This window comes from Microbacterium altimontanum (assembly GCF_058349865.2).
In genome coordinates this window covers 252630-276432 of the sequence record NZ_JBYRJB020000002.1, presented here as the reverse complement: position 1 = coordinate 276432, position 23803 = coordinate 252630, and the positions used below count along the sequence as shown (strand labels likewise).

Annotated in this window: 23 protein-coding genes; 12 read left to right on the top strand and 11 right to left on the bottom strand. The window is 67.2% G+C overall.

Annotated features, from left to right (window positions below):
• The first annotated feature begins 111 nt into the window (after nt 1–111).
• A complete protein-coding gene (locus AC3RX1_RS03535) occupies nt 112–1059 on the top strand; it encodes a sugar-binding transcriptional regulator (protein WP_491499862.1) in 948 nt (315 codons plus the stop codon).
• A gap of 95 nt (nt 1060–1154) precedes the next feature.
• Here the strand turns inward: AC3RX1_RS03535 and AC3RX1_RS03530 are convergent, their stop codons facing one another.
• The 5 genes from AC3RX1_RS03530 to AC3RX1_RS03510 form a co-directional block, all read right to left on the bottom strand.
• Entirely contained in the window at nt 1155–2180 is a 1026-nt protein-coding gene (locus tag AC3RX1_RS03530; RefSeq protein ID WP_491499861.1) for an ABC transporter permease, read from the bottom strand.
• The gene (locus AC3RX1_RS03525; RefSeq protein WP_491499860.1) at nt 2177–2998 is read right to left on the bottom strand and encodes an ABC transporter ATP-binding protein; all 822 of its coding nucleotides are present in this window, start codon (nt 2996–2998) and stop codon (nt 2177–2179) included. Before AC3RX1_RS03525 ends, AC3RX1_RS03530 begins: the two co-directional genes overlap by 4 nt.
• Nucleotides 2995–3789, bottom strand: a complete 795-nt coding sequence (locus tag AC3RX1_RS03520) for an ABC transporter ATP-binding protein (protein ID WP_491499859.1) — start codon at nt 3787–3789, stop codon at nt 2995–2997. Before AC3RX1_RS03520 ends, AC3RX1_RS03525 begins: the two co-directional genes overlap by 4 nt.
• A gap of 4 nt (nt 3790–3793) precedes the next feature.
• Nucleotides 3794–4483, bottom strand: a complete 690-nt coding sequence (locus AC3RX1_RS03515; protein ID WP_491499858.1) for an ABC transporter permease — start codon at nt 4481–4483, stop codon at nt 3794–3796.
• 240 nt (nt 4484–4723) lie between these two features.
• Complete coding sequence (locus AC3RX1_RS03510) at nt 4724–6385, bottom strand: ABC transporter substrate-binding protein (RefSeq protein ID WP_491499857.1); 1662 nt, start codon at nt 6383–6385, stop codon at nt 4724–4726.
• A gap of 328 nt (nt 6386–6713) precedes the next feature.
• Between AC3RX1_RS03510 and AC3RX1_RS03505 the strand changes: the two genes are divergently transcribed.
• A complete protein-coding gene (locus tag AC3RX1_RS03505) occupies nt 6714–7448 on the top strand; it encodes a cyclase family protein (protein ID WP_491499856.1) in 735 nt (244 codons plus the stop codon).
• 215 nt (nt 7449–7663) lie between these two features.
• Here AC3RX1_RS03505 and AC3RX1_RS03500 read toward each other — a convergent pair whose 3' ends face one another.
• Nucleotides 7664–8737, bottom strand: a complete 1074-nt coding sequence (locus tag AC3RX1_RS03500) for an aldo/keto reductase (protein WP_491499855.1) — start codon at nt 8735–8737, stop codon at nt 7664–7666.
• Between the two features lie 435 nt (nt 8738–9172).
• On the opposite strand from AC3RX1_RS03500, the gene AC3RX1_RS03495 reads away from it, so the two are divergent.
• From AC3RX1_RS03495 to AC3RX1_RS03450, 10 genes are all read left to right on the top strand, one after another.
• Nucleotides 9173–10021, top strand: coding sequence for a carbohydrate ABC transporter permease (locus AC3RX1_RS03495; RefSeq protein WP_491499854.1), 849 nt, complete (start codon nt 9173–9175; stop codon nt 10019–10021).
• 31 nt (nt 10022–10052) lie between these two features.
• Nucleotides 10053–10838 carry a carbohydrate ABC transporter permease gene (locus AC3RX1_RS03490; RefSeq protein WP_491499853.1) on the top strand — a complete coding sequence of 262 codons (786 nt, stop codon included), beginning with the start codon at nt 10053–10055 and terminating at the stop codon, nt 10836–10838.
• A gap of 57 nt (nt 10839–10895) precedes the next feature.
• Nucleotides 10896–12161 carry an ABC transporter substrate-binding protein gene (locus AC3RX1_RS03485; RefSeq protein ID WP_491499852.1) on the top strand — a complete coding sequence of 422 codons (1266 nt, stop codon included), beginning with the start codon at nt 10896–10898 and terminating at the stop codon, nt 12159–12161.
• 66 nt (nt 12162–12227) lie between these two features.
• Complete coding sequence (locus AC3RX1_RS03480; protein WP_498239067.1) at nt 12228–13421, top strand: lactonase family protein; 1194 nt, start codon at nt 12228–12230, stop codon at nt 13419–13421.
• Nucleotides 13422–13588: 167 nt separating this feature from the next.
• Nucleotides 13589–14803 carry an ABC transporter substrate-binding protein gene (locus AC3RX1_RS03475; RefSeq protein WP_491499850.1) on the top strand — a complete coding sequence of 405 codons (1215 nt, stop codon included), beginning with the start codon at nt 13589–13591 and terminating at the stop codon, nt 14801–14803.
• Between the two features lie 2 nt (nt 14804–14805).
• Nucleotides 14806–15567, top strand: a complete 762-nt coding sequence (locus AC3RX1_RS03470; protein WP_491499849.1) for an ABC transporter ATP-binding protein — start codon at nt 14806–14808, stop codon at nt 15565–15567.
• Nucleotides 15564–16241 carry an ABC transporter ATP-binding protein gene (locus AC3RX1_RS03465; RefSeq protein ID WP_491499848.1) on the top strand — a complete coding sequence of 226 codons (678 nt, stop codon included), beginning with the start codon at nt 15564–15566 and terminating at the stop codon, nt 16239–16241. The genes AC3RX1_RS03470 and AC3RX1_RS03465 overlap by 4 nt, the downstream gene beginning before the upstream one ends.
• A gap of 2 nt (nt 16242–16243) precedes the next feature.
• On the top strand, nt 16244–17098 hold the full coding sequence (locus AC3RX1_RS03460) for a branched-chain amino acid ABC transporter permease (RefSeq protein ID WP_491499847.1): 855 nt from the start codon (nt 16244–16246) through the stop codon (nt 17096–17098).
• A complete protein-coding gene (locus AC3RX1_RS03455) occupies nt 17095–18231 on the top strand; it encodes a branched-chain amino acid ABC transporter permease (protein WP_491499846.1) in 1137 nt (378 codons plus the stop codon). Before AC3RX1_RS03460 ends, AC3RX1_RS03455 begins: the two co-directional genes overlap by 4 nt.
• A complete protein-coding gene (locus AC3RX1_RS03450; RefSeq protein ID WP_491499845.1) occupies nt 18215–18697 on the top strand; it encodes a MarR family winged helix-turn-helix transcriptional regulator in 483 nt (160 codons plus the stop codon). The genes AC3RX1_RS03455 and AC3RX1_RS03450 overlap by 17 nt, the downstream gene beginning before the upstream one ends.
• A 26-nt stretch (nt 18698–18723) precedes the next feature.
• On the opposite strand, the gene AC3RX1_RS03445 is transcribed toward AC3RX1_RS03450, so the two are convergent.
• Genes AC3RX1_RS03445 through AC3RX1_RS03425 form a run of 5 tightly spaced genes read right to left on the bottom strand, consistent with a single transcriptional unit; the run spans nt 18724 to nt 23740 of the window.
• The gene (locus tag AC3RX1_RS03445; RefSeq protein WP_491499844.1) at nt 18724–20247 is read right to left on the bottom strand and encodes an acyl-CoA synthetase; all 1524 of its coding nucleotides are present in this window, start codon (nt 20245–20247) and stop codon (nt 18724–18726) included.
• Between the two features lie 33 nt (nt 20248–20280).
• The gene (locus tag AC3RX1_RS03440; RefSeq protein WP_491499843.1) at nt 20281–20733 is read right to left on the bottom strand and encodes a MaoC family dehydratase; all 453 of its coding nucleotides are present in this window, start codon (nt 20731–20733) and stop codon (nt 20281–20283) included.
• 16 nt (nt 20734–20749) lie between these two features.
• A complete protein-coding gene (locus AC3RX1_RS03435; protein WP_491499842.1) occupies nt 20750–21946 on the bottom strand; it encodes an acyl-CoA dehydrogenase family protein in 1197 nt (398 codons plus the stop codon).
• Nucleotide 21947: 1 nt separating this feature from the next.
• Nucleotides 21948–22832: an amidohydrolase family protein gene (locus tag AC3RX1_RS03430; protein ID WP_491499841.1), complete on the bottom strand. Its 885-nt coding sequence runs from the start codon at nt 22830–22832 to the stop codon at nt 21948–21950.
• Entirely contained in the window at nt 22829–23740 is a 912-nt protein-coding gene (locus AC3RX1_RS03425; RefSeq protein ID WP_491499840.1) for an SDR family oxidoreductase, read from the bottom strand. The genes AC3RX1_RS03430 and AC3RX1_RS03425 overlap by 4 nt, the downstream gene beginning before the upstream one ends.
• Nucleotides 23741–23803 lie beyond the last annotated feature (63 nt).

Genomic DNA, 23803 nt, shown 5'->3' with positions numbered 1-23803 from the left:
GAATCGCTTCGGTCACGCTTGCAATCGAACCCTGCACCGTGCATGCTTGCTGGGCATCCTTCGCCGAAATCACGCACACGATGGATCTGCACATCCGTTCAAGGAGGCACGATGAACGTCGACGTGGACCAGATCGAGCTGTTGCTTGCCGTGGCACGCCGCTACTACTTCGACGGAGCGAGCCAGGCCGACATCGGGAAGGAGCACCACGTCTCCCGGCCGACCGTCTCCCGGATGCTCGCCCGCGCGCGCGAGCTCGGCATCGTTCGGATCACGATCGAGCACCCCTTCGAACGCACCTCCGCCATGGAGTCGGCGCTCATCGACGCGTTCGGCCTGAAGCACGTGTGGGTGTGCGAGCCCCATCAGGACGAGGATGCCCAGACCGCTGTGGCTCGGCATGCGGCCAGCGTCGTCCCTTCCGTAATCGGCCGCGACTCCATCGTCGGCCTCTCGAACGGCACGACGCTGGCGGCGATGGTCGACGCGATGGAGTCGCACCGCCGCGTCGGGGCATGCGTGGTGCAGATGATCGGCGCCCTCGGCGAGGACAACCAGCTCATCGACAGCCCGGACATCTGCCGTCGTCTCGCCGAGCGACTGGGCGCCACCTACCGCGCGATCCCCGCGCCGCTTGTGATGCGGACGCCGCGTCTTGCGACCGCCATGCGACGTGAGGCATCCGTCTCCGTCACGCTCGCCCTCGGATCGCGCCCCGACGTCGCACTGGTCGGGATCGGCGCCACGGACGCCTCCGGCTCGGGACGCATCTTCGATCGCTGGATGACGCCCGAGATCGCCGAGTGGCTCGCCGCCGAGGGCGCGGTCGGCCATGTGCTCGGCCACCACTACGACGTGCGTGGACGCCACGTCGAAAGCCCCCTGTGCGCACGCACGGTCGGCGTGCCGCTCGAGCGCCTCGCTCACATCCCCCTCGTGATCGGCGCCGCCGCGGGCATGGGCAAGATCGAGGCGATTCAGGGCGCCGTCGTGGGCGGCCACATCAACGCCTTGGTCACCGACACCGCGACGGCTCAGCTGCTCCTCGACGCCGCCTGATGGCGACCGTTGGCGGTGGGATCCCCCCACCAGCGGTCGTCCTGACTGCGCGAGAACTCTGCGCCCGAAGCGCTCTCGGCGGTCGCCGAGCCCCGTCAGCGGCTGCCGACCAACCGGATGCGGGGATCGAGGATGCCGGTGAGAACGTCGAGGACGACGTAGACGACGAGTGTGATGGTGCCCGCGATGACGATGAACCCCTGGATGCCTGGGAAGTTGTTGCCGAGCATCGCCTGCACCGACCACTGCGAGACGCCGTTCCAATTGAAGACCGTCTCGATGATGGCAGTGCCTCCCACGAGGCTCGCGAACATGATCGCTGCGTACGTGAGGATGGGCGTTCGCGATGTGAGGAACGCGTAGCGCAGCACGGTCGACTCGCGTAGCCCCATCGCACGCGCGAAGCGGGTCTGATCGGACTCTAGCGCCTCGCGCAGCGCCACGCGGCTGACCCGGGCGAACAGTGCGCCGAGCGCGAGGCCGAGAGAGAGGCAGGGCAGCACGGCGTGTCGGACGGCGTCTGTGAATGTATCCCACTGCCCGGCCAGGAGCGAGTCGAGGATGACCATACCGGTCACGGTGGGCGGCTTTGTGGCCGCGATGCTGAGTTGCCCCTCGGGGCCGGGCAGCCAGCCGAGCACATGGAAGAAGACATAGAGGACGACGACGGCGATGACGAAGTCGGGCACCGCCTGGAGCACGGCGACGACCCCGCCGGAGACGCGGTCCTGCCACTTACGGTGGTAGTAGGCGCTCACTGCGCCGAGGCCGAGACCGACGACCGCCGCGATGATCATGCTCAGGATGATCAGTTCGATCGTCGAGGGCAGCCGCTGTCCGATCTCGTCAACGATGGGCGCGTTGGTGAAGATGTCGGTGCCGAGCGAACCGCGGACGAGTTCGCCGAGGAAGTCGACATAGCGTACCCAGAGCGGTTGATCGAGACCGAGGCGGTGCGCGACCGTGGCGATGTCCTCGGGCGTCGCATACTGCCCTGCGACCGCCCGTGCGGGATCGGCGGGCAGCAGCGCGACCAGCAGGAACGCCACCGTGACCAGCGCCCACAGTGAGACGAGCACCAGTAGAAGGCGCTTGAGGATGTATACGGTCCAGTTCTTCACGGCGTCACCTGGTTATCGGCCGTACCGGGCGGGACAGGCGCGAGCTCGGAGCCGATCAGAAGTCGGCTGTATTCGTTCTGGGGCGCGGTCATGACGCGGCTCACCGGACCGGTCTCGACGATGCGCCCCGACAGCATCACGAGGGCGTTGTCGGCGACCCGCCTGACCGTTCCCATGTCGTGCGTGATGAGGAGGTACCCGAGACCGAGCTCGTCCTGCAGGTCTGTCAGCACCTGGCCCACCTGGGCACGGATGGCGCGGTCCAGGGAGGCGGTGGGTTCGTCCAGCACGAGAACGTGCGGGTTCGACACGATCGCTCGGGCGATGCCCACGCGCTGCTGCTGCCCGCCGCTGAGCTCACCCGGGAACCGCCGCGCGAGGGCCGCCGGGAGCCCGACCCGATCGAGCGTCGCGAGCACGCGCGTCCGCCGCTCGTCGCGATCGCGCACACCGCGCACCACGAGGGGCTCAGCGACGATGTTCGCGATCCGCATGCGGGGGTTGAGCGACTCGTAGGGCTCCTGGAAGACGACCTGCACCTCCGAGCGCATGCGCTTGAGGTCGGCGCGGCCCATCTGTGAGACCGAGGTTCCGCGATAGCGGATGACACCCGCGTCCGGCTCCTCGAGGCCGAGCACGAGGCGACCGGTGGTCGACTTGCCCGATCCGCTCTCCCCGATCAGTCCGACGGTCTCGCCGGCGTGAATCGTGAAGGAGACGTCGTCGACGGCGCGGACGGGCGCCGCGCCGCTCGGGTGGAAGGTCTTGCTGACGTGCGCGAACTCGATCAGCGCAGGTGCGTCATCGGAGGTGCTCATGCTCTCCACTCCTTTCCGTCGACGTCGAGGAGCTCGCGCGTGTACGGATCGCTCGGATCGCGGAAGAGGTCGACGACCGCTCCCTGCTCCAAGAGCTTCCCCGACCGCATCACGAGCATCTGTTCGCAGTAGTTCGCGACGACCCCGAGGTCGTGCGTGACCATCAGGATGCTCATGCCGAGCGTGTCCTTGAGGCCGCGCAGCAGGTCGAGGATCTGAATCTGCACGGTCGGGTCGAGAGCGGTCGTCGGCTCGTCGGCGATGAAGAACGCCGGCTCCAGCACGGTCGCGATCCCGATCACGACCCGCTGCGCCATCCCTCCCGACAGCTGAGAGGCGTAGCCGCGCAGCACACGCACGGGCTCGCGGATGCCGACGCGCTCGAGGGTGGCTTCGGCGATGGTGAACGATTCCCTGCGTGAGCCCGTTCGCCCGTGCGCCTTCAGCACGTTGTGGAACTGCGCCGCGATGCGCAAGGTCGGATGAAGCGACCCGAACGGGTTCTGTCCGACGAAGCCGATGCGCGAGCCGTGCATGCGGCGCAGCGTCCGGGGATCGCCGCCGAGCATGTCGACGTCGTCGAGCCGGACGCCGCCGGTGGTCGTCGCGTTCACCGAGCGAGGAAGAGCGGCCACGGCATGCACGACCGCGGACTTGCCCGAGCCGCTCTCGCCTACGAGACCGACGATCTGCCCCGGCTCGATAGCGAACGTGACGTCGTCGACCACGCGGGAATCGCCGTCTCGCGTGTGGTAATCGATCGTCAGGTGCTCGACGGTCAGAAGAGGCATCCGGTCACCGCGCCTTCATGAGCTCTTCGACATTGCGCGCGGCGAACGCGAGTGTCGCGACGACGAGGATGATCGCAGCGCCCGGGAACAGCGATACCCACCACGCGCCCTGGCTGATGACCGTCGCGCCGGCGCTCACCATCGACCCCCAAGAAGGTGTGGGCGGCGTCACACCGACGCCGATGAAGTTCAAAGCTGCGATCACGACGAGGGCGACGCCGATCGCGAGGACGAACTGCGCGAGGATCAGACCCGTCACGTTCGGGAGGATGTGCACGAACATGACACGGGTACGGGAGGCCCCAAGCGCGCCGGCTGCCTCCACGTATCGCGCATTGCGCACGACAATGGCACCGCTGCGCGTGAGCCGCACGAAATTCGGCCCGGTCACCAGGACGATGGCGAGGACGACCATGAAGATGTTTCGCCCCGAGAGGCCGACGATCGCGATCGCGACGATCAGCAGAGGCAGGGCCTGGAGGGCGTCGACCACGCGCATGATGACGTTCGCTCCGACGCCGTTGCCCGAGGCGAGAAGGCCGAACGGCACGCCGATGACGGTGGCCGCGATGGTGCCCCCGATCGCGAGCGGCAGATCGAGGCGAGCTGCGGCGAAGGTGCGGGAGAAGACGTCGAAGCCCGACCCGTCCGTACCGAACCAGTACTCGCCGTTCGGCGGCACCAACACAGACACCGCGTCCGGGCTGATCGGTGAGTGTGGAAAGGACAGGAAGCCCGCGGCTAACAGCAGCAGCGTTGGAAGCACGCCCAGCGCGACACGAACGAGCGTGGAGCGGCTGGACTGCACTCCTCTCCGCGGCTGCCGGCTCGGCCGCCGGATGGCTGAAGTCAGCACGTTGAGAGACATTATGGGCTTTCGGGTGCGTCGTGCTCCCGGGCGGACCCGGGAGCACGACGAGGGTGGGACTGACGACTACTTGACGGAGACCTTCGCGAAGTTGAGCGACTTCATGATGGTGCCGAGGGCATTGTCCACGCCAGTGACCGTCTTGGTGGTCGCGAACAGGTTCGGCGTGTCGACGAGCGACACGAGGGGCACGTCCTTGACGACCAGGTTCGCGATCTTCACCGACGTGGCATCGTACTCGGCGCTGCCCGGAGCCGCCGCGGCGAGCTGGTTCGCAAGCGTGACGAACTCGTCGCTCGTGTAGCCGTACGAGTTGGCAGGGGCGCCCGGCTGAATGAGGTTCGTCTCGAAGTAGGCAGACGGAAGCGCGGCCCCAGACGACCAGAGGAAGGCCTGGTAGTTGCCGGACTGCCAGTCGTTCGACGCCTGCGTGGCCGAGGCGATCGGGTTCAGGTTGACGGTCACGCCAATTGCCTTCAGCTGCGACTGGATGAGCACGCTGAGCTGGTCGACCTCGGCACCAGGCTGCGCCGGGTTGTATCCCAGAGTGAACGAGAAGCCGTCGGGGTAACCCGCTTCGGCGAGCAGCTTCTTGGCGCCCGCGGGATCGTTGGTCGGGATCTTGTCGAGGTCGGCGCCCTTGGGCAGCACGCCCGAGAGCAGACCATCGGTGGACGGCGTGCCGAGGCCCGCGAAGGCGCCCTTGTTCAGCGCGTCCCGATCGAGGGCCATGCTGATGGCCTGGCGAACCCGCACGTCCGCGAACTGCTTGACCGTCTTCTGGTTGAGGAGCATCTGGTCACGGCTGATGGGCGCGCACTGGTTCACCGTGACGTTGTTCGCGTTCTTCAGTGAGTCGTACTGCTGGTACGTCATCTCCTTGGCGTAGTTCACCGAGGCCGACTGCAGCAGCTGCATCTGGTTCGCCGACTCCGACACCTGCTTGATGACAAGCTTGCCGACGTTGCCGCGCTCACCACCGAACCCGGTGTTCTTGCTGAGCGACACCGAGTCGCCGGAGGCGACAGCCTCGGTCTTCCACGGACCGAACATGGCCGAGTGCTTCGAGAGCCACTTCGTCGACCACGGATCGTCGGTCGTGGTGTGCTTCTTGAGCTCAGTCGAGTCGAGGATGCTGAAGGTCGGGATCGCCCACACTGCGAGGTCGAGGGGGCTCACCGACGCGAGGTTGAACGTGAATGTGTGCTTGTCGACGATCGTGATCGGCTCGGTCGCATCGAGGTGCACAAGATTGCTGGAAAGGAACTTCACGACGGGGCTCGTCGCGCGGCCGCGGTCGAGCGTGTACTTCACATCGTCCGAGGTGAGCGGGTTGCCGTACTCGCTCTTGTAGTCGTTCAGCGTGACGGTGATCTTCTTGCCGTCATCGCTGACCTTCCACGACTTCGCGAGCTCTCCCACGAGCTTCGTCGAGTCGGGCGCCTCGCCGCAACTGGTGTCGGAGTAGTTCACGAGGAGCGAGTTCATCGCCGCGAAGTAGAACGGCGTGTTGCCGGCGAGCTGTTGCGGGTCGAACGTGGCGGGAAGGGCCTGGGTCGCGGCGACGAACGTGGCGTCGCCCGAAGACCCGCCGTTGCTGTTCGACGAGGACGCCGAGCAGGCCGTGGCGGCGAGAGCCGTGACGGCGAGGGCGGCGACAGCGAGGAGGCCACGGGTACGATGGCGGACGGAAGCTCCCGCCGCTCGGCTGTGTCGGGTGGTGTGCATTCTTGCTCCGTTGCTTCATGCGGTGGGTGAGGCCGCGGCCGGCGTCTGATCAGGCGACCCGGCTTACTGCGGACACGGCGAGGATAGATCGGGGGCGCCTAAATGACCATCCACCCGCTGCACAGATGTTCATACAGAGGACCCGATATAGGCCACCAGTTTGGACTATTTTCCCCGATTCACCGCGAAACGTTACGCAGGCCGCCCTCGACCTCGACGCGACCGGCTGTTGACCGAGCGCACGGCACGATGCACACCTGTTCTGCACGGATGCCAGCCGACCACCGTCATGACACCATCGAGAGACCACATTCTGTGAGGAGTCCTGATGCCGAAACGCATGCCCTTCCGGATGTACGAGCTGTCGTGGCCGATGGATTCCGGGATGGTCCATCCCCCCGTCTCGGCCCCTTTCGAGCTCGATCTGTCGCACCCTCACGCGCCGTTCTCTCCGGAAGATCCGGTTGAGCACGACACAGTGCTCTCGGGGAGTGACACGATCCGACTCGGCACGCACACCGGCACTCACGTCGACTCGAGGCTCCACATCACCCGGGGTCCGGCCGAGCTCAGCGACGAGGTGGCGCTTCGGGCGGTGTATGGGCGCGGAGTGATGCTCGATCTGGCGCGTCACCTCGGTGCGCCCGTGGATCGCGAGATCTCGGCCACCGAACTCGCCGAGTGCGCCCAGGCGCAGCGCACCGTGGTTCGCGAGGGGGACGCGGTGCTCATCCACACGGGACGCGACGCCCTCTACGCCGATCCGGCCGCCTTCATCGCCGGCCCCTTCGGTGGCCCCGGCATCGAGGCGACCCGATGGCTGCTCGACCGGGAGGTCGAGGTGGTCGGTTCCGACACGATCCCGTTCGAGGCGGCGCCCTCGGCGCATCCGCTGGAGGTGCATGCCATGCTCCTCGCCGACCGCGGGGTACAGATCATCGAGAACCTGAACCTGACGGACCTCGCCCGCGATGGCGTGTACGAGTTCCGGTTCGTCCTGGCCCCGCTACGGATCCGCCGCGGCACCGGCTCCCCGGTGAACCCGCTCGCCATCGTCGGCTGAGCCGCCGCGACGCGAGGTCGTTCACTTCGCGGCGGGTGAAGGATCGCCAGTCTTATTCAGCGTCTTCGATGCTGCTTGAAGAACGGACGGAACTCAGGCCGATTCAAGTCGACGGCCCGACACCGCAGAGCGGGGTTTATCGGCGGCGCTCGAAAAAGGACAGCAGCGGCGCCGACATGGTCACAACCTCACGGGGAGAGCAGCCGTTTTCGGCCTCAGAGGTCGCTCGACGATGCCCAGACATTGACGCCGGTTCCGCTCGAGAAGCGATCGATGCGGCTGATCTCCTCATCGGCGAAGTCGAGATTGCTCAACGCTCCCAGATTCTCGTCAAGTTGCTCGGGCCGCGACGCCCCCACGAGGGCAGAGGCTACCGTGCGCAACGACCACGCGATCGCCATCTGCGCTAACGTCTGTCCGCGCTCCAGCGCCACCGCATTCAGGGCCTCGAGGCTCTCCAAGTTCGACTCGCTCAGCATCCCATCGTTGAACGTCCTGCGCGCGGTGGCGTGTGCCTCTCTGCGCCCCCCCAAGAACTTATCGGTGAGCAGTCCTTGGGCCAGCGTGCTGAACCCGACGGCGCCCATGCCCGCCTCTGCAAGGACAGCGGTGAGCTCTTGCTCGATCCAGCGATTCAGAAGCGAGTACGCCGGCTGGTGAACCACAAGCGGTGTCCCGAGTTCTCGAGCGGCGGCGATCGCCTGGCGTGTGCGCTCCGCGGAGTAGGACGAGATGCCGACGTACAGCGCCTTGCCTTGTCGAACGGCCGCGTCGAGGGCCTCGATGGTTTCGTGCACGGGAGTGTCGGGATCGACCCGATGGGAGTAGAAGATGTCCACGTATTCGAGCGACATCCTCGCCAGAGAGGCGTCGAGGCTCGAGATCATGTGCTTCCGTGAACCGAGCCGTCCGTACGGACCTGGCCACATGTGCCAGCCGGCCTTGGTCGAGACGATGATCTCGTCGCGATAGTGGGACAGATCCTTCCGGATAATCCTGCCGAAGTTCTCTTCGGCACTGCCGGGAGGCGGGCCATAATTGTTCGCGAGGTCGAAGTGTGTGATCCCGCGGTCGAACGCATAGCGGATGAGTCCTCTTTGAAGGTCGAACGCCCTGTTGTCGCCGAAGTTATACCACAGCCCCAGGGAGATCGGCGGAAGGACCAGCCCGCTGCGTCCGACACGACGATACCCATACGTGCTGTAGCGTTCTTCGCTGGCCGCGTAGGGACGGTGGAACTCCGGAAGGCCGTCGTCGAACCGTTCCGCTTTGCTCGTGTCGCTGCGCATTCTTCTCCTTTGCGGGGGCCGCGCGAGTAACGGCGTCGGGAATCGGCGCCGGTGTCAGGCTCGCGGTGCGCCGATTATGCCCGCCCGTCGGCGGGGGCGGTCGAATGATCGTGAACATGTGTTCCGCGTCGCCCTCACGGTCCTGGTTCGTGCGGCGGCTCACTAAGCCATGCGGCTTGGCTCTGTGATGAGAAGCAAGCCTGGACGGGCGAAGAGATCCAGCCCGCAGAGCGTGATACCGCGTGAACCGATGTGCGTCGGCTGACTCTGCGCGGTTGAGTGTCTGGAATAGCGTTGCGCCGAAAGCTGGACCCGCCGATGGAGATGGGAAAGATGAGCACGAGAACGGCCGCACCAGCGCCAACCGTTGCCGGTGACCTCTCCCGGCCAGGGAATCCGCGCCGTCGGAGCTCGGCCGGGCGCTCCCTGTGGGGAGTGTGGTTCCTCGCGCCGGCCGCCGCGTTCTTCGTCTTCGCGTTCCTCTCGCCGTCCGTCCAAGGGGTGCTCTACTCCTTCACCGATTGGATCGGGCGGTCCACGGGCTGGTCATGGGTGGGTCTGAAGAACTATGAGAAGCTCTGGACCGATCCGCTTCTGCCGGCGACTCTCGTTCACACATTCGTCATCACCCTCGTCCTCGTGGTTGGCGCGAACCTCATCGGGCTGGGCCTTGCTGTGCTGCTGAACCAGCCACTGAAGACTCGCGGCTTCTTTCGAATGGTCTTCTTCATCCCCGTTGTCCTCACGCCCGTGGTCGTCGCGAACATCTGGAAGTTCATTCTTCTTCCGGACGGCGCGCTGAACTCTGTGCTCTCGATCTTCGGAATTTCGGGGGAAGCGTGGCTCGGTGACCCGACGGCTGCCCTTTACGCGGTCATCGTGACGATGGTCTGGCAGGTATCAGGGCTCTGCATGGTGCTGTACCTGGCCGGTCTTCAAAGCGTCCCGTCCGAGCTCATCGAGGCGGCGCATCTCGACGGCGCGGGGGCACTGCGTCGATTCTGGTACGTCGTTCTACCAGCACTGGCCCCGGCGCTGACCGTCGCAGTCGTCCTCACAACTCTCATCGGACTCAAGGCGTTCGACCAGCCGTGGATCCTGACGGCAGGAGGTCCGGGCAACGCGACCCAGACGCTGTCGACCGCGCAGTACCAGGTCACCTTCCAGTTCGGGGAGTTCGCGTACGGATCGACCTTCTCCGTGTTGATCGCGTTGCTCACGTTGATCGCAGCGGTGGTTCAGCAGATCGCAGGAAGCAGGAATCGGCGGAGAAACGATGTCTAGACGATACGACTGGCGAACGGGATCCTCCGAAATGCTGACGATTGTTCTGTCGCTATCGGTACTATTCCCGGCGTACCTCCTCGTCATCAACGCGGTGCGGCCGCTCGGTGACTCCGGGAACCGGATCGTGCCGCCGAGTCAGCCAGCATGGTCCAATTTCGCCGAGGCCTGGAGCTCGGGCAGGCTCGGTCCGGCAGCTCTGAACAGTCTGGTGGTCACCGTCGCCAGCGTCGTGATCGTCGTATTCGTGAGCGCGCTTGCCGCCTACCCGCTGGCTCGTGTCACGAGCGCTTGGCCACGCATCGCGTTCGCGCTCTTCATGCTGGGCGTGCTCCTGCCGTTTCAGCTCTTGCTCATCCCGCTCTACGTGACGCTGCGCGATATGGGGCTTCTCGGCAACCCGATCAGCCTGATCATCCTCTACGCCGGGATGCAGTCGCCGCTGGCGATATTCCTCTACGTGGAGTTCCTCAGGCAGATTCCCGTCACGTACGAGGAGGCGGCGCAGGTGGACGGTGCGGGCCGCTTCAGGACCTTCTTCTCGGTGATCTTTCCTCTCCTGCGTCCCATCACAGGCACGGTGGTCATCCTCAATGTCGTGCACGTCTGGAACGACTTCTATCCCCCGTTGCTCTACCTGAGTGGATCCGAGTTCCGCACACTGCCTCTCACGATCTTCCAGTTCACGGGTGAATACGCGGCGAACTGGGGGCTGATCTTCTCGAGCCTGATCATCGGTTCCGCTCCCATCCTGATCGCATTCATCGTGATGCAGCGGTACGTCTACCAGGGCTACGCATCGGGCATCAAGGGCTAGGTCGACGTTCACTCCACAACCGCCCGGATAGAGGGCGCAAACGAAAGGAAGTCAAGCATGCGCAGACGCATCGCGATTGCGGCGGGGGCCGTTGCGGCCCTCTTGGTTCTGGCGGGATGCTCGACGGATCCCTCCACGAGCAGTGGCGGGAAGACGCTCACGATCCTGTGGGATTCCGGGAGCAAGAAGGGATTAGAGGCGGTCATCGCAGCCTTCGAGAAGGCGCACAGTGGCGTGGATGTGAAAGTCGAGTACCTCGACTCGGCCACACTCAACAGCCAGATTCCGACCCGGCTCGCAGCGGGCACAGGACCGGACCTTTTCCGAGGCGATGCCGGGCGGGCGACGCCCAAGGCTGTGCTCGCGCTCGCTGACCGAGGCCTGGTGGCGCCGTTGAGCGGCGAGTGGGTGTCGGCCATTCCCGCAATCGCCAAGTCGGCTCTCGAGAAGGATGGGAAGACATACGCTCTTCCGACCTCGCTGGCGGGAACCGGGGCCGTGTACAACGACGCGCTCCTGCAGAAGCACCACCTGAAGGCACCGACAACCTTCTCGGAGGTGCTCCAGTTCTGCCGCGACGCGCGGGCGGCCGGGACCATCGCGTACAACATCGGTGCTGCAACCCCGTACGAGGGACGCGCGACGCTGGAGGCGCTCGCGTATGAGACGGTCTACTCCAAGACGCCCGACTTCGACAAGAAGATCGCCGACGGCTCTCTCACTTGGCCGGAATCTGGGTGGGCCAACGCCATCGATCGGCAGGGTCAGATGGTGAAGGCGGGATGTTACTCCGACGGGTTCCTTGGGGTTGACTTCCAGACCGCATTCGGTGACTTCTTTGCAGGAAAGACGCTCGCCTGGGTCGGCGTCTCCTCCTACCTGCAGTCCAACACTACTGATCAGACGTTCAGTCTGTACCCGATGCCGACCTCGGATGATCCAGACGAGAGCGGAATGAGCATCTTCCCGTTCGCGACGATCGGTCTGAACGCCCAAGCGAAGAATCGGGCGCTCGCGGAGCAGTTCATCGACTTCTTCGCTCAGCCGAAGATCGACGACCTCTACGTCAGCAGTGTGAGCGCAACTCCCGGAATGATCCCTGCCTTCTCGAAGGGACTGCCAGCTGAGAACGACCAGGTGAGCAAGGAGATCCACCAGTACATCTCCAACGGCAAGTCCTACACCTTGGCGAACCTGCTCTATCCGGGCCCAGAGGTAGCCGCCGCGATGGAGTCGAACATGCAGCTCTATCTCGCCGGCAAGGCGACGGCGAAGGACGTCCTCGAGGCGATCCAGGCTGCGTATATGAAGGCTCTCGACTAACGGCTCACCTGTCCGGGCACGCCACGTCGGCACGCTCGGACGGGGCTGCCGACCACTGCAGAGCGGGTGAGGAGATACACCGACATGACACACCGGGCTGGGCCGTTGCTACTGGCGGTTGGCTCCTGGCACGACGAACTCGGTGGAACCGGGTCGAGCGCGGGGGTTCGACTCTTCGAGGTTCCTCTGGAAGGAGACCCTGTCCCGGTCGGGCGAGGAGCTGCCGATGCCGCGGTGGGATCGATCGCGTGGTGCGGGCGTCGCATCGTCCTCACCGATGAACGCAAGGGTGACCCGACCGGTCCGATCGGAGGGCGCATCGTCGTCGTCGATCCCGGGCTCCGTCAGGGTGATGACGTCCCCGTGGTCTGCACTGCATCGTCGGCCGGCTCCTATCCGTGCAGCATCGCGGCCGATCCGCGCGGAAAGTTCCTCGCGGTGGCAAACTACGGCTCAGAGGACTTCGTCTCCCATGTGGTGAGAGAACCGGGAGAGGTTCCCTTCGTGCAGAGGCGGTTCGACGAAGGAAGCATCGCCCTGATGGCAGCCGCCGAAGGCGGTGGATTCGACCTCTCCGACGTTGTCGCTCATTCCCGCGCGAGCGGATTCGACAGAAGCTGGCAGCTGGCAGGCCACCCGCATGCTGTCGCGTGGACGCCGGACGGCGAGCGACTGGTCGTGGCAGATCGAGGCGGCGATACCGTGACGCTCTACGTCGTCGATCGTGTCGCGGCCCGACTCCACCTCGAGAGCGTCGTCGGCCTCCCGTGGGGGGAGGGTCCCCGAACCGTCGTCGTCGAGCCGTCCGGCTCTCGCATGTTCGTCGTCAACGAACTCCGCGCTACGGTCGCCACCTTTCGTCTCGACGAGGACTGTCGAGGATTGTCACGAGGGCCCCTCGTGTCCACCGATCCGCCCGGCTTCCTTCCGACGGACCACGACGACTTCTTCGCGTTGAATCATCCGTCGGGCGCTGCCATCTCGCCCGATGGCTCTTTCCTCCACGTCCTCAACCGCGGGAGCGACACGGTCGCCACGTTCGACGTCAGCGGCGCGAACCCCGACCTCAGGTCCCATGTCCCGTGTGGGGGCGCAGGGCCATGGGGGTGCGCCGTGACGCCGGATGGATCGGCTCTGTGGATTGCGAACCGCACGAGCCACGACGTGGTCGAGTTCGCACTGGAAGAAGGACACCCGAAGCCGACCGGCAGGAGGCTGGAGGTGCCGAATCCCGTCACGGTCAGCATGAGGACGACGTGATGACCCCCCGTCCTTTCGGCCCATGGCCCGGGCGAATCACGAGAAGGCCCTCCCACTGACTCGTTACCGTCGCAAGCCTTGACGCGCGGGGTGAGGTCGTTCATACTGCCTGATAATCAGGAAGCCTGATAGTTGAACCCGCAATTCAACGGTGAATCGGAGTGACGATGAAGTCAAAGACCCTGCTCGCTCTTGCCGCACTCGCAACGGCATCCGTCACTGCGCTCGCGCTGACCGGCTGCTCCGGCGGCGGCAGCGGCTCGCCCTCGGGCGACGCCGGCGGCACCATCAAGATCGGCGGCGTGATGCCGCTCACCGGTCCGCTCGCGGCCCTCGGCACCGGCGACAAGGAGGCCGCCGAGCAGGCCGTGGCCGACATCAACAAGGCCGGCGGAATCGACGGCAAGAAGGTCGAGCTCACGATCGTCGACGACAAGACCGATCCCGGCGAATCCGTGAAGCAGTTCAACCAGCTGGCCTCCGACTCCAGCTACTCGGCGATGCTGGCGAGCTCGATGACGTCGGCGGCGACGGCCGTCAGCGCCAGCATCCAGCAGTACAAGGTGCCGACGATCGCGCTGAGCCCGGTGGACGCGTATGTCGACGGCAGCAACCCCTATGCGTTCACGTCGCCCGGAGCGGTGAAGATCTACGCCGAGGCCCTCGTCGACTACTGGAAGTCGCAGGATGTGAAGACCGTCGCCGTCGCATACACCGGGACGGACCTGTACGGCCAGAACGGCGAGAAGGCGACGAAGAGCCTGGCCGAGGCGGCAGGGATGAAGATCGTCCTCGATGAGTCGTACGACCCGGCCGCCACCGACTTCACGCCGCTCATCACGAAGGTCGTCGCCGCGAAGCCCGACGCCTTCGTGCAGTGGGGCTCGGGACCCGCCCCGGTCATCATCACGAAGCAGATCGCCGGCAAGGGCGTGAAGTTCTATGTCACCGGTTCGCAGATGTCGAACCTGTGGCTGGAGCCCTCCGGCTCGGCGGCAGAAGGCGTCATCGGCGCCGGGACGGCGGGCATGGACCCCGACAGCCTTCCCGACGGAGCGTTCAAGGACCTCGTGACGGCGGTCGCGTCGCCCTGGCGTACCCAGAACGGCGACAAGAACCCGCCCGAGTTCGCGTACGGCGGCGCCACCGCGATCCAGCTGATCAAGGCCGCTGTCGAGAAGGCGAAGTCGACTGATCGTGCGAAGATCCGCGACGCGATGGAGAACCTCGACATCCTCACGCCGAACGGCCACTACCACTTCAGCAAGAGCGATCACATGGGTCTGGACTCCTCCGCGATCGGCATCTTCGACGTCAAGGACGGCGTGTGGAAGGCCACCGACTACCAGGTGGACAAGTTCAAGACGGACGTCCCGAAGTAGTCATGCTTGAGGTCGACGGGCTCTCCCGGGCGTTCGGGGGTGTGTACGCCGCACGCGACGTGTCATTGACGGTCGGCGACGGCGAGCTGCGGGGCGTGATCGGGCCCAACGGGGCGGGGAAGTCGACGTTGTTCAACATGATCAGCGGGCACCTGCACCAGCAGTCCGGCCACATCGCGTTGAACGGACGCACCCTCGATCGGCTTCCTCCGCACCGCCGCGCCCAACTGGGCGTCGCGATCGTGTTCCAGGGGGCGCGTCTGTTCCCGGGGATGTCGGTGCTCGCCAACGTCGCCGTCGGGGCGAACGCACGCACCCGCGCCGGGGCGGCGAGCGCCGTGCTCCGCCTTCCACGGCACCGGCGCGAGGAACGCGAGATCTTCGCCGCCGCCCACGAGGCGCTCGCCCGGGTCGGGCTCACCGAATGGGCGAATCGCGACGCGGAGCTGCTGCCGCTCGGGCAGCAGCGCCGGATGCAGCTGGCCCGCGCGCTCACGGCGCAGCCGAACCTCCTGCTCCTCGACGAGCCGGCGTCGGGGCTGCGGGCGAGCGAACGGCGAGAGCTGTCCCACCTCATCCGCGAACTCCACCGCGACGGCATGACGATCATGCTCATCGAGCACGACGTGTCGATGGTCACGTCGCTCGCCGACCGGATCACCGTCCTCGACCTGGGCGAGGTGATCGCCGACGGCACGCCCGAGGAGATCCGCCGGGACCCCCGGGTCATCTCCGCCTACCTGGGGAAGGCGGCCGCCGCATGATGCTCGAGGTGGCGGACCTCGTCGTCCGGTACGGCGCCGCGACCGCCCTCGACGGCGTGAGCCTGACCGTCGACGACGCCGAGCTCGTGGCGCTCGTGGGCCCGAACGGCGCGGGAAAGACGTCCCTCGTCAACGCCATCTCGGGGCTCGTCCATCCGGTCTCGGGCCGGATCGACGTCGGCGGACGCGTCGCACAGGTGCCGGAGGGCCGGCAGATGTTCGGCGAGCTGAGCGTCGAGGACAACCTGCGGCTGGGTGCCTGGCGGCGCCGGCCGAAGGACATCGAGCCCATCTACGAGCTTCTTCCCGACCTGCGGCGCCTGCGCCGGCAGCGGGCCGACACCCTCTCGGGCGGGCAGCAGCAGATGGTCGCCGTCGGCCGCGCGCTCATGGCGCAGCCGGACCTCCTCGTCGTCGACGAGCTGTCGCTGGGTCTCGCGCCGATGGTGGCGGCTCAGCTCGTCGACCATCTCGCAACCCTCAACCGCACGCGCGGTACCGCGGTGCTGCTGATCGAACAGGAGATCGGGTTGGCCTTCGAACTGTGCTCGCGCGCCTACGTCCTCGAGTCGGGCCGCATCGTCGCCGACGGACCGACCGCCGAGCTGCGCAATGCGCCCCAGCTGCAGGATGCGTACTTCGGCGGGCTCGATGTCGCGGGGGCGGGGGACTGACGATGCAGGGCTTCATCACCTACGTCCTCTCCGGGCTCGCCCTGGCCGGATCCTTCGCCCTCATCGGCAGCGGGATCGTCGTGGTCTACCGGGTGACGCATGTGCTGAACTTCGCGCAGGGCATGCTCGCGGTGTTCGGTGCGATGATCTCGTACTCGCTGCTCGGCGGCATCCTGCCCCACGGCATCGCGGAGCTCGTCGCCATCGTGTGCTGCGCGGTGATCGGCGTCGTCATCGGCATCGCGGCGATCGGCAAGCGCGGCACCCCGCCCATGGTGTCGCTGCTGATCACGCTCGGGCTCGGGATGATCGCCGAGGCCGTGGTCGTGGCGGTGTGGGGCCAGACGCCGGTGTCGCCGCCGGGAGTCTCCGGCAGCGTCACCATCCTCGGCGTCGACCTGCAGATGCAGCGCATCCTCGTGTTCGTGGTGGCCCTCGTCACCTTCGCGCTGCTGAGCCTGTTCTTCGCCCGCACCGACATCGGCAAGGCGCTCACCGCGTCGGCGTCCAACCCGCGCGCCGCACGCCTGGTCGGCATCAACACCCGCGCGATGGGGCTCGTGGCGTTCGCGATCGCCGGCGCCCTGGGCGGGCTGGCAGGAGTGCTCATCGCCCCGACGACGGCAGTGTCGGTGGCATCCGATCTGCCGTTCGTGCTCAGTGGGTTCGCCGCCGCCATCTTCGGCGGGCTGCGCAGCCCCTGGATGACGTTCCTCGGCGCGGTGATCCTCGGTGTGGTGGGACAGCTCGTCGCCGCCTACGCCAACGGCTCGTATCAGACACCGGTGGCGCTGCTGATGATGCTCGTCATCATGATCGTCCGAGCGCGGAGCATGACGACGGAGGAGGCGAAATGAGCACGACGGCCGTCCGGGTGAGACCGGCGCTGCGACCCATCCGCTGGGGTGTCGCCGTCGCGGTGTTCGTCGTGTTTGCGCTGATCCCGCTGGTGCTGTCGGATCTGACGTTCTACGTGCAGACGACGCTTGCGGCGGTCGTCGTGGTGGGGCTCTCGCTGTTCATGGGGTACGCCGGCCAGGTGTCGCTCGGCCAGAGTGCGTTCGCGGCGGTCGGCGGGCTGACCGTCGCGACCCTCACCGTGAACCTCGGCGTGCCGCCGCTCGTGACGCTGATCCTCGCCCCGATCCTCGGTGCCGCCGTCGCGGCGCTGCTCGGCTGGCCGCTGCTGCGGCTGCGGGGCCACTACCTCGCGTTCGGCACGCTCGCGGTACTGCTGATCATCCAGACGGTGATGGCGACGGTGCCGTTCCTCGGCGGAGGGGTCGGGATCTTCGGCATCCCTCCGCTCGCGGTCGGGCCGTTCGTGTTCAGCGGACAGCTCGCCTACGCGTACCTCGCGCTCGCCGCACTGGCCGCCGCGATGGTGGTCGCGCACAACCTGGTGAACTCCCGGTTCGGTCGCGGCATCCGGGCGCTCGCCGGCAGTGAGACGGCAGCCGCCTCGAGCGGCGTGCCGGTGCTGCGCAGCAAGCTCATCGTCTTCGCGATCGCCGGGGGCTTCGCGGGGCTCGCCGGCGGCATCGGCGCATTCTTCACGCCGTTCGTCAGCCAAGACACGTACCCGCCGCTGGCATCGTTCGGCTACGTCATCATGGCGATGGTCGGCGGGCTCGGCTCCCTGTGGGGCGGCGTGGTCGGTGCCGTCGCCCTGAGCCTTTGGCTGCAGCTGCTGAGCGCGCTGGCCGCCCTTCCCGGGCTCCCGCCGACGGCGGGGCCGATCCTGCAGTACGCCGGCTACGGGATCGTGCTCGTCGTTTTCCTCCTCCTGCTGCCGCGGGGTATCGTTCCGAGCGTGGTCGACGGATTCCGATGGGTGACGGGCCGCCGCCACCCGGATGCCGGGCGGGGCGTCGGGCCGGCGGACGGGTCGACGGATGCCGCGGCCGACGCCGCGACCTCTGATGCCGCAGGCGATCTCGCCGCGAAGGATGCTGCTGCAGCAGCGGCGACGGATGACGGTGTCCGCTGAGACGATGCGCGGCCCTGGTGTGGTGAGCCAGGGCGAGGCCGCGCCGGTGACCCTCCTCTACCTCATCAAGCAGGTGGAGCTCGCCATCCGCTCACGGCTCGACGCCCTCGTCACGCAGCATGGCATCACGATCACGCAGTACACGGCGATGACGGTGCTGGAGCGGCATCCTGGCACGATCTCCGCGCAGCTGGCACGCGGTTCGTTCGTACGGGCGCAGAGCATGGCGCAGCTCGTCGACACGCTCGAGGTCCGGGGTCTCGTGGAACGCCGGCGCGACAGCTCGTCGCGCCGGCATCTGCTCATCTCGCTGACGCCGGCCGGGCAGGCGCTGCTCGACGAGCTGCGCGGCCCGGTCGACGAGATCGAGCGGGAGATGACCGGCGCTCTGGACGGGGTCGAGGTGGACGCCTTCCGGAATGCGCTCCTGGAGTGCCGGGCGGCGCTCGTCGGCTCCGCGCGATGAGGAGCAACTCGACCGCCCGCTGAGCGTCATCCCCCGAATCGTGCCCGCAGATCCGCCTTGCGCACCTTTCCGCTCGCCGTGCGCGGGAACTCGTCGACGATCACGACGTTCTTCGGCAGCTTGTAGCGCGCGAGCCGGCCGTCCAGGTGCGTGAGCACGGTGGGCAGGTCGACGGTCGCGCCGTCGCGGACGGTCAGCACCGCCCAGGGCACCTCGCCCCATCGGTCGTCGGCGACGCCGATCACGGCGGCGCCGGTGATGCCCTCGATGTCGTAGAGCAGGTTCTCGATCTCGGCCGGGTAGATGTTCTCGCCACCGGAGATGATCATGTCCTTCAGCCGGTCGGAGATGTAGAGGTACCCGTCTTCGTCGACGTGCCCCAGGTCCCCTGACCGGAACCAGCCGTCCGCGGTGAATGCGGCAGTGGTCGCCTCGGGCAGGTTGAGGTAGCCGGGGAACACGTTGGGACCGGTGATCTGCACCTCGCCCGTGGTGCCGACCGGCACCTCGACGCCGTTCTCGTCGGCGACGCGCACATCCGTGAAGAACTGCGGAAGCCCGACGCTGCCCTGCTTCGCACGCGTCATCCAGGGGGAGAGGGTCGTTCCGCCGGGCGAGGTCTCCGTCATCCCGTAGCCTTGCGAGAACGACAGCCCGCGTTCCTCGTAGGCGTTGAGGATGCGTGTCGGCACCGCCGAGCCGCCGCACGTGAGCTTCTCCAGCGTCGAGAGGTCTGTTCTCGCCCAGTCCGGATGGTCGGCGAGCAGCTGATACGTCGTGGGCACGCCGCTCAGCATCGTCACCCCGTGGCGTTCGATGAGCTGCAGCGCGCGACCCGGCTCGAAGCCCTTCTCCAGCACGAGCGTGCCGCCCTTGAGGATGACCGGGAGCGCCCCCATGCCGAGCGAGGCGACATGGAACAGCGGCGAGATCATCAGGGCGATGTCGGTCGAGACGACGTCGTAGTCGACGATGCAGTTCAGCGACACGAAGGTGAGATTCTGATGCGTCAGGACCGCGCCTTTCGCACGCCCCGTCGTGCCCGAGGTGTAGATCACCGCCGCGGGATCGTCCGGGCCCACTGCCGTCGGCGGGAGTGACGGCATGGTGGCCGCGAGCAGGCGCTCGAGTCCGGGATGCTCGGGTGACCCGGCACCGGTGACGACGACGTCCTCGAGGTCGAGGGCATCGCGGAGAAGGCCGACGCGCTCGGCGAACTCCGGATCGTGGATCAGCAGCCGCGCTCCGGAGTCGCCGATCACGTGGACCATCTCGGGCACCGCCAGCCGCGTGTTCACGGGAACGAACACGGCCCCGAGCTGGAGGACCCCGAAGAGCACGGCGATGAATCCGGGACTGTTCTCGCCGAGGTAGGCGACCCGGTCACCCTTGCGCAACCCTCGCTCGGCGAGCAGCGCCGCGACGCGGTCGGCCTCGTCCGCGAGCTCGCGGTACGTGACCGTCGCACCCTCGCCGTGGATGAGCACCGTCTTGTCCGGCGCCCGCAGGCGTCGACGCGCCAGCCAGCCACCCAACCCGGTCCTGTTCATCTCGCTCCTCCTCGAGCGTCGACCCACCTGTGCCTAGGCGTAGAAGCGGCTCAGCCCCCGCGCGACGACGGCCGGCTTCGAGCCGCCCTCGATCTCTACGGTCTGATCGACGGTGATCTGGTAGCCGCCGGGAACTTCGGTGACCTCGGCGATGACCGCGTTCATCCGCACGCGCGCGCCGACCTTCACCGGCGAGACGAACCGCACCCGGTCGAGTCCGTAGTTGACCTTTGTCGTGACGCCCTCGACATCGAGCAGCTCGGTCCACATCGGAATGGTCAGCGACAGTGTCAGGAACCCGTGGGCGATCGCCCCGCCGAACGGTCCGTCCTTCGCGCGCTCCGGCTCGGTGTGGATCCACTGGTGATCGTCGGTCGCGTCGGCGAACGTGTTCACCTGGTCCTGCGTGATCTCGCGCCACTGCGAGTAGCCGAGATCACGGCCGACGAGGCCGGGCAGATCGGTGTAGGCGACGGTGGTGGTCATGTCTCTCTCCTCGATGTCAGACGAAGGCGGATGAGCCGGTCAGCGCCCGGCCCACGATGAGCGAGTTCACCTCGTGGGTGCCCTCGTACGAATAGACGGCTTCCGCGTCGGCGAAGAAGCGTGCGACGTCGTGCTCGAGCAGGATGCCGTTGCCGCCGCACACCTCGCGGCCGAGCGCCACGGTCTCGCGCGCGAGCCGAGCGCTCTGCATCTTCGCGAGCGCCGAGTTCTCGTCGGAGAAGTGCCCGGCGTCCTGGCAGGCCGACAGCTGCACCGCCATCCCGAGGGAAGCCGTGGCGTTGCCGAGCATCCGGGCGAGCTTCTCCTGCACGAGCTGGAACGCCCCGATCGGCCGCCCGAACTGCTCGCGCCCGCGCACGTACCGCACGGCGGCCTCCAGCGCCCCGGCCTGCAGGCCGGCGGCGATCCACGCGACGTCCGAGCGCATCGTCCGGAGGATCCCGGCGACGTCCCGCCATCCGTTCACGTTGTGCAGCCGCGCCGACTCCGGCACGCGTACGCCATCGAACGTGATGACGGCGTTCTGCATCGGGCGCAGCGACACCTTTCCGCGGATCGTGTCGACCCGCACTCCGTCGGCATCGCGGGGGACGAGGAAGAGCTTGACCTCGCCGTCCGCGGCGTCCCGGGCGAACACGGCGATGACATCGGCGGTGACCGCTCCGCCGATCCAGCGCTTGGCGCCGTCGATGACCCAGTCGTCGCCGTCGCGCCGCGCGGCCGTCGCGAGCCCGCCGGCGATGTCGGACCCGTGCTCGGGCTCGGTGAGGGCGAACACGCCCTTGAGGGCGAACGAGCGCACCTGCGGCTCGAGCTCGGCGGCCTGCGCCGACGACCCGCCGAGCGCCACGGCGGCGCGGAACAGCCCGGCCTGGGCGTTGTACATCGTGGCGACCGACACGTCGGCGCGCGCGAGCAGATAGGTGCGGAACCCCGCGAACATGCTCGACGCGGCCTCAGCCGCATCCACACCCGCCGGCTCCATGAGCTCCAGCGGGACGAGGGCACCGAGAACGCCCTCCGGCATGGTCGCGGTCTCCCACGCCTCGTTCATGAGCGGACGCACGTCGCGATCCAGCGTCTCGCGCAGCCGGGCGAGCGCGGCACGCGCAGCATCGCTCAGGTGCGTCTGCGCGTACCCGTAGGGGTCGATGCCGATCGCGGGATCCGCGCCGATCGCGATGTGCGCCATGTCAGCCGCCCAGTCCCAGGAGCCGCACGGCGTTGTCCTTCATGATCCCGGGCATCACCTCGGGCTTGAACGCCGCCTGCTCGGCATCCCGCCGCCATCGGTCGGGAGTGATCAGCGGGAAGTCGGAGCCGAACAGCACCCGGTCCTTGATGAGGGAGTTGGCGTAGCGGACGAGCTCGGCCGGGAAGTACTTCGGGCTCCAGCCCGACAGGTCGATCCAGGTGTTGTGCTTGTGTGTCGCGACCGACAGGGCCTCGTCCTGCCAGGGCACGGAGGGATGCGCCATGATGATCTGGAGCCGCGGGAACGAGGCGGCGACGGCGTCGAGGAGCATCGGGTTCGAATACGCAAGCCGGAATCCGTAGCCGCCCGGCATCCCGGCCCCGATTCCCGTCTGCCCGGTGTGGAACAGCGCGGGTACGTCGGCATCCTGGATCGCGTCGTACAGCGGGAACCACCGTTCCTCGCTCGGGTCGAACCCCTGCACCGTCGGGTGGAACTTGAAACCGCGCACCCCGCTCTCGTCGAGGAGCCGGCGGATGCGGTCGAGCGCGTCGTCGCGGTGCGGGTCGACCGATCCGAACGGGATGAGGATGTCGTTGTGCCGCGCGGCGCCGTCGGCGATCTCGGCGCTCGAGATCGGCGGATGGTGCAGCTGCGTCTCGGCGTCGACGGTGAACACCACCGCGGCCGTCCGGCGCTCACGGTAGTAGGCGGCCACGGCGTCGAGGTCGCGGCCGGGGCCGCCCGCGCTGAAGTAGCGGTCGGCGGCGGCGGACAGATCGTCGGGCAGCGAGCTCCGACCGTGCGCGTCGGCTTCGATGTGCACATGCACATCGATCGCGTCGAGCGCGGCGACGTCGATCGCCGATTCGTAGCGGGTCACCGCTGCAGATCCTCCGGCAGCGGCGGGAAGGTCTCACCCACGCTCTGCGACTGGAACACGTCGGCGAACTCCGCGTTCAGCGCGTCGTAGCTCCAGCCGCCGTCGTGGTACGCGGTGACGACCGGCTCGGGATGCGACCAGATCTGGAGGCGGTCGCCGCCGATGCCGATCGCCTGGCCGGTGACGCCGGATGCCGCGTCCGACGCGAGATAGGAGATGAGCCCGGCGACGTCGTCGGCCGTGCCGAAGCCGAGGTCATGGCGGAAGAACGCCGGCATGGGCTCGCCGGCCTCGTCGGCCTCCATGGCGGCCGCGAAGTAGGGGATCGTTGCCGTCATCGCCGTGGCGGCGACGGGGATCACGGCGTTCGCGGTGATCCCGGCCTTCTTGAGCTCGAGAGCCCACGTGCGCACCATGCCCACGATGCCGGCCTTGGCGGCGGCGTAGTTGGTCTGGCCGAAGTTGCCGCGCTGCCCCGTCGGGGAGCCGATGCAGATGATCCGGCCGCCGATCTCGTTCTCGCGCATGTACGTCGCCGCGGCACGCACACAGGTGAACGTGCCGCGCAGGTGGATGCCGATCACGGTGTCGAAGTCGTCGTCGGTCATCTTCCACAGCGTCTTGTCGCGCAGCACGCCGGCGTTCGTCACGAGGATGTCGAGCCGGCCGTAGGCGTCGACGGCCGTCTGCACGAGCTGCTGGGCGGTCTCGGTGGGACCGACCGGTGCCACCACGGCCGTTGCCCGGCCACCCTGCGCCTCGATCGAGGCGACCGCGTCCGCGGCGGCCGCGGCATCCACGTCATTCACGACGACGGCGGCTCCCTGACGTGCCAGCTCCTGCGCGTACGCGAGACCCAGTCCGCGACCGGATCCGGTGACGATGGCGACCTTGCCTTCGAGTGACATGCGTGTGCTCCTTTGCGTCGTGCCTGATTCAGATGTAAACCTAAACCATTGACATTGTCAATC